Source organism: Rubritalea spongiae (genome assembly GCF_042652385.1).
Lineage (GTDB): Bacteria > Verrucomicrobiota > Verrucomicrobiia > Verrucomicrobiales > Akkermansiaceae > Rubritalea > Rubritalea spongiae.
In genome coordinates this window covers 1,532,801-1,544,592 of record NZ_JBHSJM010000001.1, presented here as the reverse complement: position 1 = coordinate 1,544,592, position 11,792 = coordinate 1,532,801, and the positions used below count along the sequence as shown (strand labels likewise).

Genomic DNA, 11,792 nt, shown 5'->3' with positions numbered 1-11,792 from the left:
GGGATGTGTTGAAAAAAGATTTCCCTGCGGGTGGCTTGTGCTAGTTTTGTTGTATGAAGCAATGGTTATACGTGATGCTAACAGCATTGTTGAGCTGTGTGGCCTCGGCTCAAGAGTCGAGTGAGGAAGTAGAAACGTATCGAGATAAGGTGGTGATTTTAAAAGTCGGGGAGAAGTCGCTGATGAATAAGCATTCCTTTAAGTACTGGAGGAAGGTGATGAAGCAGGCTGAGGCGGAGAAAGCAAAGGCGCTGGTTTTTGATATCGATACGCCTGGTGGTTACGCGATGGAAACTGCGGACTTGATTACGCGGGTGATGCCTGATTTGACGATTAAATCGATTGCTTACGTGAACCCTGAGGCGACGAGTGCTGGGTCAATGATCGCTTTTGGTTGCGATAAAATTTACATGCATCCACGCGGGACGATAGGTTCGACTGGGATTGTTGCAGGAGGTGGGCAAGAGATTGGGCCAGTGATGCGGGCGAAGATCGAGTCGTTATTTTCGAGTTATGTGAAAATTGTGGCGAAGGAAAAGGGTCGCAATGCGGATGTGATGAAAGCAATGATGTTTCGGGAGCAGGAGTATAGTTTCGCAGATGGTCAGGTAAAGGTCGCCGAGGGTGAGTTGTTAAACTTGATTGCTGACGAGGCGGTGTTGATGGAGGACGGGAAGCCTTTGTTAGCGGATGGGATTGCAAAAAATATTGAGACGGTTTTGGAGTTAGAGAATTTGCAGGATGCGGAAGTGGTACTAGCTGAGCCAAAGGGGTTGGAAGCTTTTGCGCATTGGGTTGGCTTGATGTCACCGGTGTTAATTGGAATTGGTTTTATTGCGGTGTTTATGGAGTTTAAGACACCGGGCTTTGGGATTTTCGGAGTGGTTGGGTTGACTGCTTTTGCGATCTTTTTCGTGGGTAATAACCTAGACGGGAATTTGGCGGGAGGTTGGTTGTTTGTGATTTTTGCGCTGGGGCTGTTGTTAGTCATTTTAGAATTCACGGTGATTCCAGGGACATTTGTGGCTGGCTCGATCGGCGTGGTTATGATGTTAGGGGCACTAATGATGGCGATGGTGGATAGTGATATGTTAGACAGCTTTAAGGATTCGAAGGATGGGTTGGTTACCTTGCCGACTTTGATTGGATGGCCATTGATTTATATGACGATTGGTATGGCTGTGGCTGGTGTGGTCAGTGTTCTGCTGATGCGTTATATGCCGTCACTACCGATGTATCATTCTTTGGCTGCGGAGGCTGAATTAGAAGCTGGAACGGGGATGGAAAACCACAATGATGAGTTAGTAGGGAAAGAAGGTGTGGCGATCACTGAGTTGCGGCCCGCTGGAAAAATGGAGATGGCTGGAGAGATTTATGAAGTGATTTCGTGCAGAGGATTTGTGGAGAATGGGAGTGCTTTAAAAGTGGTTGCGGCAGATCGTATGCGGATGATTGTGGAGAAAGTTATATAACGCGATGAGCTGTTTAGCTATTTGATTGCGCAATGCTGGGTATTTTCTTTTGTTATGGGGATGCAAGGGAATGGCTCATTTGAGGCAACGCGCTGGACATTAGTTCAGCGCGTTAAAGAGGCGAATAAAGAGGAAGCACGAGAAGCCCTGAATGTGCTTTGTGCTATGTATTGGCGGCCTTTGTATGCATTTGCTCGCGGTTATGGGAGAAGCATGGAGGATGCTGAGGATGTGGTGCAGGGCTTTTTAGCAAAGGGGATCGAGAAGGCGCTTTTTTCGGCGGCTGATCAGGAGAAGGGGAAAATGCGAACGTTTTTGCTCACGGCATTTAAGCGCTATTTGCGCGATGAATACGTGAAAGAGTCAGCCTTAAAGCGAGGTGATGGGAAGGTGGATACGATGGATGTGGCTGCTGAAGAGGCTCGTTGGGCAGATACGGACGCGGCTGATCCGACTGTTAGTTTTGATAAGCGCTGGGCGATTATTGTGGTCGAGAGCGCGAAGGAACAGTTAGAAAAGAAGTACGAGAATGAAGGGAAGTTAGAATTGTTTGAGGCTTTATCGGCAAGTTTGATGGGGGAGTTAGATGAGGGATATCAAGAGGTGGCGGATCGGTTGGGGATTTCTCTTTCGGCCGTCAAGGTGGGAGTACATCGTCTGCGGAAACGCTATGGCGAGATGTTGCGGGCGGAGATTATTGGAACAATTGGTGAGGGTGAGGATCCTGACCAAGAATTGAGATATTTAATTGGTATCTTGAGTGATTAGAGAAGGTGTGTTCAGAGAGCTGCGGCATGCTGGGAATCCATTTTGGCTAAAGATGATACATTAAGGAATGAGGAAGCGCAGAGGCTTCTATCATGGGCTCTGACTGAAAAGTTAGATGGCCCAGTTGAGGTAGAGGAGCCTGATCTTCCTGGCTTTGACGTGCTTGCTGTACTGGGGCGTGGCGGAATGGGGACTGTTTATCTTGCTAGACATCACGGTCTGGGGAGAGAAGTGGCGGTGAAGCTGTTTACCGCGAAGGGGAGTGAGCAGGAGCTTTTTGTGGAACGCTTAAAACGTGAGGGTAGATTAATGGCTCAGCTAGAGCACCCTAACGTTTTGGGGATTTACGATGCAGATGTCCTGTCTGACGGTACGCCGTACTTGGTGTTAGAGTATGTGAAAGGCGAGGATCTGCAGAAGCGGATCGCTAGAGAGAAAAAGTTGAGCCAGAGGGAGGCTCTCTCTATAGCCATTCGTGTGTTGAATGGGTTATCAGCTGTGCATGCCTTGGGAGTGATTCATCGAGACGTGAAACCGGCTAACGTTCTGTTAGGAGAGGGTGGCTGTGTGAAGGTAACGGATTTTGGAGTATCAAAAGAGGCTCATGAAGAGCGGTTGTCTCTAACGATGACTGGGACGGCGATAGGGACAATGGAGTATATGTCACCTGAGCAAGCGAATGGAGAGAGTGTCGACGAGCGCGCTGATATTTATTCTGTGGGGGTTTTGTTGTACGAGATGTTATCGGGGATCACTCCGCGTGGAGCATTTGAGCCATTGACAAAATATGGTGTTTCGAAGCAGGTGAATCGATTGGTACTGCGTTGTTTACAACGTGATCCTAACAAACGTCCAGCGTCAGCGGCGAATTTAGCGCGGCAATTAAGAAAGGTGCAGCGCGAGTCTAGGCGGGGTGGCAGAGGTGATGTGAAGAAAGTGAGTATCGCTTTGCTCGGTGGTGGCAGCTGTGTGCTGGTGGCTAGTTTATTTATTTTGCGAGAAATGCGTGTCGAAACAAGGCCAGAGCAAGAGCCGACGGGCATAGAAGAGGTAATAGTGAGGCCTGAGCCAGTTGAGGAATGGGATCTTCTCGATGGTTATGGGGTAGAAGAGGCTAGGGTTTCAGGGAAATGGTGGAGGCATGCGGGAGCTTTGTTGTGTGAAAGCAGCGGATGGGCTTTGATTCAATTTCCTACTGATATTCCGACGGAGTACAGGTTAGATCTAGAATATACGAGAGTGGATAAAGGTGGAAATGTGGTGGTGTTTTTACCGACTTCGCAAGGTTTGTTAGGGGTTGAAATGAGTGCCGATGGCTTTCTGGTGTTGGGCGGGAATCAGCGCAGAGAGATGCGTTTGAAGGAAGGGGTGGACTACCAAATACGGATCGAGGTGACTGAGCAGGTGCTGCGGGTGTTTCTGAGAGAGAGACGAGTGATGGTGCGTGCACTTGAGGCTTTAGATTTATCGATTCCTGAAGAATGGCAGGTGAAGGATCTAAATGAGGTAGCGATAGGTGCGCAGGAGTCAGGCTTAATTGTTAACAAGTTCCAGTTGCGGACGTTAAAGTGAAAGAGTGGAGTATTGGTTCAGTGGGCAGGGCTTGCCATTTGAGGTATTGCGAGTATGAGGGAGCCCGCTTAAGGTCTGCTTAAGCAGAGCTTTTCCTATCATGGCAAAACCAATTACTATTATTACTCAATTCGATGGCAAGTCGCAGCATGGTTCGTTTCCCCAGCATATGTGGCATCGTTATCGTTGGTGGGTAATTACGCGTTCTTTGCTCTGTATTGCGGCTATTTGTCTAGGTGCGTATTTGATGGAACCTGGAAGTGAAGGTGGGCTGATTGGTGGTGGACTTGTAATGGTGGGCTCGCTGGGCTTCATGCGTCCGATGCTTTGGCAAATGTGGCAGGAGCGGGGATTACGTAAGCACCCAGCATATAACAGCAAGGTGCGTTATACTTTTTCAGAAAATGGGATCAGTATGGCGGGAAAAGCGGGAGAAGCTGATGTGGCTTGGAATGAGCTTCATGAGCTGAAGCAGAGCAAAAAGGGTTTACTCATTTATAAAGATAAGAAGCAGTATATCTGGATTGCTAATGACGCGTTTGAAGCGGGGCAAATGGAAGCTATACTTGGAATGTGGCAGCAGTCGGGAAAATAAGCTGAGCAATTCCAGCAGTATGGCGCGCGGCCACATTGAAGTTAAAATAATGCGTCACTATTTGTTAGCGAGTTAAGGCAATGAACCGTTAGTTGAGGACAAGCTCCCGTTAGCCTATTTACTGGAATGGTGTAGAGTGGTGGTATGTCTGAAAAGCCAGAGATAGAGATTAAGGTTCCTCAGTACGGGGAGTTACGGGAGTCGGTGAAACAACGCTTACAGCGTATTCGTGAAGCGTTTAGCGATTCTAGAACGCATGCCGAGAAGCGTGCAGCAGTTGAAAAGTTAGTGCAGGGGAGAGATTCTCGCTCTCCAGCTTAATGCTGTGTTGGGGTGGCGTTGCACGTGTGAAATAAAAAAGACAGAGCCGAAGCCCTGCCTTTAGCTAAAGAATGTGAAGTGTGAGTCTTAGAGAAGCGCTTTGAGGCGCGTGCAGACTTCTTCCACGTTTTCACGTGAGTTGAATGCTGAGATACGGAAGTAGCCTTCACCTGCAGCACCGAAGCCGGAGCCTGGGGTGATAACGACGTTCGCTTCTTCGAGCATTTTATCGAACATGTCCCATGAGGTGAGACCTTCTGGACATGCGACCCAAACGTAAGGTGCATTTTCACCGCCGAAGACTTTGAGGCCGAGTTCAGTACATGCTTCGCGCAGAAGTTTAGCATTCGCCATGTAGTGTTCGACGAGGGCTGCTACTTCCGCTTTACCAGCTTCGGAGAAGATTGCTTCAGCTCCGCGCTGCACAGGGTAGGATGCACCATTGAACTTGGTAGAAGTACGGCGACTCCAGAGCTGTTTGATGCTGATTTTTTCATCAGACTCAGTTGTTCCGAAGACAGTGTCAGGAATGACGATGTAGCCACAGCGTACGCCTGTGAATCCACCATTTTTAGAGAAGGAGCGGAATTCGAGAGCGCATTGCTTTGCGCCTTCGATTTCGTAAATAGATTTAGGTACTTCAGGATCTTGGATGAAGGACTCGTAGGCGGCATCGTATAGAATGATGGCGTCGTTTTTGAGTGCGTAGTCAACCCATGCTTGAAGCTGCTCGCGAGTGGCCGCAGCACCAGTTGGGTTGTTTGGGTAGCAGAGGTAAACGATGTCTACTTTTTCCTCGGGGATCGCTGGGACGAAATTGTTCTCAGCAGTACATGGGAGGTAAACGAGACCTTCGTAACGGCCAGCTTCGTCAGCATCGCCAGTGTTGCCAATCATAACATTGGTGTCGACGTATACTGGGTACACTGGGTCGGTGATAGCGATGGTGTTGCCTGGACCGAAAATATCGAGGATATTTCCGGTGTCGCATTTAGAGCCATCGGACACGAAGATGTCATTTGCTGAGATGTCGAGACCTGCGAAAGCATTTTCTGCGATCGCGTTACGGAGGAAGTCGTAACCTTGCTCTGGGCCGTAACCACGGAAAGTGTCGCGGCAGCCGAGTTCGTCGACGGCTTTATGCATCGCTTCACGTACTACGTTTGGAAGTGCTTCAGTCACATCGCCGATACCACAGCGGATGAGATTTGCGTCTGGATTGGCCTCTGCGTATGCGGCTACGCGGCGGCCGATTTCTGGGAAAAGGTACCCAGCTTTAAGTTTAAGAAAGTTGTCGTTAATGCGTGCCATAACGGAGCGGATGCTGGTCATCCTTGGTGGAAGATGCAAGGCTGGAATGTTAAATGTTGAGTGTGAAATCTGGAATGTGTACTAGTCGGTCATGCAATCAGGTCGGGGGATGATATTGAGGCTGACGAAGCTGAGTGATACGAGTTTGATTGTGACATGGTGTGTTGAGGGGCTAGGAGTCGTAAAGACGGTTGCGAGAGGAGCACGGAACCCCAAAGGGAAATTTGCAGGGAAGTTAGATTTATTTTTTATCGCTGAAATTGAGTGGGCTGAGAGTCGGAAGAGTGAGTTGCATACCCTGAGGGAAGTGCATCCAGTGGAATACCATGACAAGATGCGTGGGCAGTACCGTGATGTTTTGCTGGGTGGGTATTTTACGGCTTTAGCAGAACATGTGATGGAAAGCGGGTATAGTGAGGATGCAGTGTTTGATTTGCTACGTCGTGCGATGCAATACCTTAACACTGAGGGGGGAGATATGAGAGCTTTAGAACATTTTGAGAAAGAATTGGCAAAGTTGGCAGGGGTTTGGAATGGAAGGCGGCGAGCTAATTTGGCGCTTGAAGATGCATTTGGTCGCTTGCCGCTGAGTCGAGCTCATTGCCTTGAATTGTTAAAATAATTGATGAATGCTGATAGACTGATTGGTTTTTTATTGTAGGATTGGCCAATGATGCTACCCAATGCGTGGGTAGGTAAGTTATTTTTTATGAAGTCTGGCACAGAAAATCTATTAGAGATTCTTTATGAACGTGTTATAACTCTCTCTAACAAGGGGGAGTGGGAGGAGGCATGTCACGCAGCAGTAGCCGCAGTAGATAAAGCCAGGGCCGCAGTTTCTGAAGAGGAGGAAGCGGCAGATGTAGCATTGGTGGAATGTTTAGAAGTTCAGGGAGATGTGTTACGCCAGATTGGTAAGCTAGAAGAATCGAGACTAGCTTATTTAGAAGCACTGGAAACAGCGATGCCATTGGGTGTTGAGCCAGAGCTGTTAGCACGAGTTACCGCGAGTGTAGGCGTCTTGTATGACAGTGTTGATAATGACCAGGAAGCTATTCGTTTCTACGAGCGAGCAATTGAACTCTATGCTCGTGCTGAGATGGAAAAGTCCGAACCAGTGGCTGATATCTGTAATAATCTAGGATTTGCTTATCGAAGCATTGGAAATTTTTCTGAAGCTGAGGATTTATTTTTAAAAGGGTTGGATATCTGCCGACACGTACTGGGATATGAGCACGAAAAGACGGCGACATTGTGTAATAATTTAGGGGCGCTCTATCTTAAAGCTGAGAAGAGTAATCAAGCGCGTGAGATGAATCTCATGGCTTTAGAAATTCGCCTGCAACTTTTTGGAGCGACCCACCCTGACACGGCACAGTCACATGCGAACTTAGCTCTATCTTTGAGTCAATGTGGTGAAGTGGGTGAAGCGAATGAACATTTTCTTGCTGCAGTCAAAGGGTATGAAAAGAATATCGATACCGAGTCGCATGATTATGCTGCGGTCGTAGAGAACTATGCCGAGTTTCTAAAAATTTCTAATGAAGGTCGTTCTGCTGATTTGCTTGTAAAGAAAGCTCAGAAGAAGTTGGCGCAACTGAATTGTTAGAAGAACTCTTTGTCGAGCAACCAGCCTAGGATCGTGCTGTCTTGGGCTGTTAGGTTACCAACAACTCGGTAATGAGATCGCTTGATAGAGTCAGCATTTTCACGGGATTCGTCGACGACACACCAAGGGATGCTGCCGGAGGAATGGATCGAGCGTAGTTGTGTGCCATCGTGCACCATGAATCCGACGTGTTTATCGAGGCCGATGATGTAGATGCCTTGATCCATGTCCGCAAGCATGTCCCAGAAGGTGTCGAAGTGCATACCTGTGCGGATGTTCATTTCACCACGAGGAACAAAGGCATTGAGGATAGTTTGTGATGGTTGTTGGGCGAGTTTGATTCGGTTGAGTTTGAAGCCAGCGTCGCGCATCACAGTGGAGACGAAGTAGCCACAGGCGATTTTTCCTGAGCCAGGTTTTTCACAATAGCCATTGAAGTCCCAGGGGGTGCCGAGCCAGCAACGCATCATTTCGGGGAGGACAGATTCGAGGAGTGCTCTAGACTCTGAGAGAATTTTGTCTTTCTGTTCTATGGTGTCGGCTGCGAGATAGCGTTCTTTGAGGCGTAGTTTACGGATTTTTAAATCCTCAGTGAGGAGTTCGTAGCGCTCAGGCTGAGGTTGATGTTTATTCATTTTTGCGACGAGCTGGGGAAGCCGCAATTCATCTTGAAAGAGCCATAGGCTGAGGCCGATGGTGATGGCAGAGCACATTAAAAAAAAGACGACGAGCACCGCGCGTTGAGCGCGCGATTTTGGTGGGGGCTCTGTGGCTTTTTTAGGCATGTTTAAGAAAATCTATCTCAAGATTGTTGGATTGCCAATCGGGAGGTCATTTTCGAGAAATGATGTTCGCGCTACGAATGGTCATGGAACGGACTATGTAGGAATTTGATCGGCTCTTTAAATCTGTTTAAGGAGCTGGATGGCTTCGTTGAGTTTTTTGGAGGGTTGGGCTTCGGTGAGGCGGGGGAAGCGTGAGCCGTCCATCATGATGTAGTTGCCATTGCGGGTGAGCATGAGGCGTTGGCCTTGGAGCTCGATGGAGTTGATCATGGCTTTAGCTGCGGCGAGTTTGAGTGAGGTGGCTTGGAGGAGGAATTTGACGGGCTTGGGGTGACGACCGAATTGGTCTTTCCAATCGGCGGCGATACGTTTGAGTTCCGGTTCCGAAACTGCTTCGGCTAGCTGTTTGTATGCGCGTATACGCATGGCTGGCTCGGTCATGTAGGCTGCAGGGATGTAGGCTGGGAGGTTCGTGGAATGGTTTGAGTGGGAGTACTCGGTTTCATTGAATGTGAGGAAATCGGCGCGGAGGGTGACGTCTATCCTAGCATGGACGTGGTTGCCGCGGAGGCGGTCGATGGATTGGCGCAGGAGCTGGCAGTAGAGGTCGAAACCGACGGCGGCGATGTGGCCGGATTGTTTCGTTCCGAGGAGGTTGCCGGCGCCGCGGATTTCGAGGTCACGCATGGCGATTTTAAATCCGGAGCCGAGAGCTGTGTATTGTTTAATGGCGTTGATCCGCTTTCGGGCGTCGCCAGTAGTGACCATTTCTCGGGGAAGTAGCAGGATGGCGTAGGCTTTTTCGCCAGCGCGACCGACGCGGCCACGTAGCTGGTAGAGATCGGAGAGGCCGAAGCGGTCAGCGCGGTCAATGAGGATGGTGTTGGCGTTTGGAATATCGATGCCTGATTCGATGATGGTGGTGGCGAGTAGGATGTCTGAGTCACCATTGACGAAGTCGCGCATGACGATTTCGAGTTCGTCTTTATCCATTTGGCCATGACCGATAGAAATGCGAGCCTCGGGAACGAGTTCTAACAATTTCTTCTTCATGAGGTCGATAGTTTGGACGCGATTGTGGAGGAAGAAGACTTGTCCGCCGCGTTTGAGTTCACGCTGGATAGCATCGCGAATGATACGTTCGTCGTAGGCACAGATCGAAGTTTGTACGGGGACTTTGTTCGGTGGCGGGGTGTCGATAGTCGACATGTCGCGCGCGCCCATGAGGGAGAGATAGAGTGTACGGGGAATGGGGGTTGCGGAGAGGGTGAGCATGTCGATGCCGCGCATGCGTTCCTTGAATTTTTCTTTGTGACGGACGCCGAAACGTTGTTCTTCATCGACAATAGCGACGCCGAGGTTTTTGAAAACGATGTCGTCTGAGACGAGTCGGTGGGTGCCGATGACGATGTCGACTGAGCCATCTGCGAGGCCTTTGAGAGTCTCTCGAATCTCGCTTGGCTTGCGGAAGCGGTTGAGCAGATCGATTCTGATAGGGTAGTCCGACATGCGTTCGCGGAAGGTGCGCCAGTGCTGTTCAGCTAGGACGGTTGTTGGAGCCATGAGGCAGGCTTGTTTGCCGCCTGTGACGGCCTTGAAAGCCGCGCGGATAGCGACTTCTGTTTTTCCAAATCCGACATCACCACAGATCAGTCGATCCATCGGTTTGCCATTTTCCATGTCGAGTTTGGCGTCCTCGATGGCATCGAGCTGGCCAGGGGTTTCAGTGAAGCGGAAGGAGTTTTCAAATTCCCACATCCACTTTGTGTCGGGTGGGTGGCCGTTGCCTTGCTGAGTTTGGCGCTCGGCTTGAATTTTGAGAAGCTGAGCGGCGTAGTCGAGGATAGACTTTTCTGCGGCGCGGCGGGATTTGGCCCATTTCGCGTCGCCGAGTTTTGAGAGTTGGGGCGTTTTACCTCCCATCCCGACGTAGCGGGCGAGGAGGTGAGATTGGTCGATGGGAACCGAAAGGATCGCGCCATCGCGGTATTCGATGTGTATTTCTTCTTCACCGTCTTCGTTGGTTTCGATGCCGTCGAAGCGGCCGATGCCGTATTCGCTGTGGACGACGAGGTCGCCCTCGTTGATGTCTTCGATGTTCGTTTGAGCTCGCGCCCGGCGCTGGTGCTCTAACTTGTTGGCGCGGCGAGAATGTTGGTTTTGGTAGCGGCCGAAGAGTTCTGCAGAGGAGAGGACTGCGAGTTTTGCTTCTGGGAAGGTGAAGCCTTGAGCTAGTTCGCCGCGGCAGCTCTCGATTGATTCGAAGAAGCTATCGCCCATGAGTTCAGCAAAGCGTTCTTTTTCTCCGTTGTTAGCGAAGACGATGTGGATCTGCCAGTCGGCTTGTTTCCATTCTGCAATTTGCTGGTGGAAGGCGTGGCGTTTAGATTCTTGGAGGACGAAGTCACCTGCTTCAAAGGCGCCGAGCGGGCTGCCGTGCAGGGCGGTGGAGAAGTCAGCTTCACCATTTTCTAACAATGGAGCGTCGGGAGAGAAGTGGAAGCTAGCTTGTGGGTGTGGGGCCTCACCAATGCTAATAATGGCGTCTTGCTCGGTGAGGAAGTCTGCGAGTGTGCCTGAGCTGTCTGGGTCGCTGATGGCGAGTTCAACGCGATCTAACTTTTTCCTAGAGGTTTGGGTATCGAGATCGAAGGCACGGATTGAGTCGATTTCGACGTCGAAGAATTCAAGCCGGATGGGATCGGGGTTTTGCCAGGTGTAGATGTCGATGATGCCACCGCGTTGGGCGAATTGGCCTCGATTATGGATTTGGCTTACTTTTTCGAATCCTTGGTCACTGAGATCGGCGAGGAGGGTTTCGATATCGACTTTTTGACCGAGTGTGAATGTGAGTCTAGCAGATTCTAAGGATGTGAGTGAGGGGGCTGATTCGTGGAGGGTTTCGGGGGAAAGGATGACGATTTCAGGAAAGTCTGCGGATGGGCAGTGACTGAGCGCGTGGAGGTCGGCGAGTCGCTCTGAATTGGCTTCAGGGTCGGCAATTTCGCTGGATTTATCCGCTGGTGAAATTTCTTTCAGAAGGTGTGCTTTGAGGCCCCAGAGCGGGACTTCATCGGCGATGCGTTCGCGGAGTCTTGGGAGTGGGCAAAGGAGCCAGAGTCGACCTTTTGGTTTTGACTCGGAATAGGGGTGGGCGAGGAGGGAGGTGAGAAAGGAAGTGGCAGCAGGTTCGACTGGCCCCAGTTGTTTCGGGGCGCGTGGTGCCGCTCCCGTCAACCAATTTGCTGGGGAAGTATGTTTGGTAGCGTGGTCGAGACCAGGCGCGGGTGGTGATTTCTGTTTTTTCAGGGCTGGTAGATTCCGTGGAAGTCGTTAGCAGCAATAGCATAGCTCTTGTT

General features: G+C 50.1%; 10 protein-coding genes. 7 read left to right on the top strand and 3 right to left on the bottom strand.

Going from position 1 to position 11,792, the window contains the following annotated elements; all coding sequences use genetic code 11:
• Positions 1–53 precede the first annotated feature (53 nt).
• The 5 genes from ACFPK9_RS07125 to ACFPK9_RS07105 all read left to right on the top strand — a co-directional run bounded on the left by ACFPK9_RS07125 (position 54) and on the right by ACFPK9_RS07105 (position 4,728).
• On the top strand, positions 54–1,472 hold the full coding sequence (locus tag ACFPK9_RS07125; protein WP_377094147.1) for an NfeD family protein: 1,419 nt from the start codon (positions 54–56) through the stop codon (positions 1,470–1,472).
• A gap of 60 nt (positions 1,473–1,532) precedes the next feature.
• Positions 1,533–2,240, top strand: a complete 708-nt coding sequence (locus ACFPK9_RS07120) for an RNA polymerase sigma factor (protein WP_377094146.1) — start codon at positions 1,533–1,535, stop codon at positions 2,238–2,240.
• A gap of 42 nt (positions 2,241–2,282) precedes the next feature.
• Entirely contained in the window at positions 2,283–3,812 is a 1,530-nt protein-coding gene (locus tag ACFPK9_RS07115; protein WP_377094145.1) for a serine/threonine-protein kinase, read from the top strand.
• A gap of 100 nt (positions 3,813–3,912) precedes the next feature.
• Positions 3,913–4,407 carry a YcxB family protein gene (locus tag ACFPK9_RS07110; RefSeq protein ID WP_377094144.1) on the top strand — a complete coding sequence of 165 codons (495 nt, stop codon included), beginning with the start codon at positions 3,913–3,915 and terminating at the stop codon, positions 4,405–4,407.
• A 144-nt stretch (positions 4,408–4,551) separates the two neighbouring features.
• Positions 4,552–4,728, top strand: a complete 177-nt coding sequence (locus ACFPK9_RS07105; RefSeq protein WP_377094143.1) for a hypothetical protein — start codon at positions 4,552–4,554, stop codon at positions 4,726–4,728.
• A gap of 87 nt (positions 4,729–4,815) precedes the next feature.
• On the opposite strand, the gene ACFPK9_RS07100 is transcribed toward ACFPK9_RS07105, so the two are convergent.
• Positions 4,816–6,039 carry an LL-diaminopimelate aminotransferase gene (locus tag ACFPK9_RS07100; protein WP_377094142.1) on the bottom strand — a complete coding sequence of 408 codons (1,224 nt, stop codon included), beginning with the start codon at positions 6,037–6,039 and terminating at the stop codon, positions 4,816–4,818.
• 91 nt (positions 6,040–6,130) lie between these two features.
• On the opposite strand from ACFPK9_RS07100, the gene recO reads away from it, so the two are divergent.
• Together recO and ACFPK9_RS07090 are read left to right on the top strand one after the other, a co-directional pair.
• Positions 6,131–6,661, top strand: coding sequence for a DNA repair protein RecO (gene recO / locus ACFPK9_RS07095; protein WP_377094141.1), 531 nt, complete (start codon positions 6,131–6,133; stop codon positions 6,659–6,661).
• 48 nt (positions 6,662–6,709) lie between these two features.
• Positions 6,710–7,648: a tetratricopeptide repeat protein gene (locus tag ACFPK9_RS07090; RefSeq protein WP_377094139.1), complete on the top strand. Its 939-nt coding sequence runs from the start codon at positions 6,710–6,712 to the stop codon at positions 7,646–7,648.
• On the opposite strand, the gene ACFPK9_RS07085 is transcribed toward ACFPK9_RS07090, so the two are convergent.
• Positions 7,645–8,433: a hypothetical protein gene (locus ACFPK9_RS07085; protein WP_377094138.1), complete on the bottom strand. Its 789-nt coding sequence runs from the start codon at positions 8,431–8,433 to the stop codon at positions 7,645–7,647. The two genes, ACFPK9_RS07090 and ACFPK9_RS07085, sit on opposite strands and share 4 nt — an antisense overlap.
• Before the next feature lie 117 nt (positions 8,434–8,550).
• Positions 8,551–11,670: a transcription-repair coupling factor gene (gene mfd / locus ACFPK9_RS07080; RefSeq protein ID WP_377094136.1), complete on the bottom strand. Its 3,120-nt coding sequence runs from the start codon at positions 11,668–11,670 to the stop codon at positions 8,551–8,553.
• Positions 11,671–11,792: the final 122 nt, after the last annotated feature.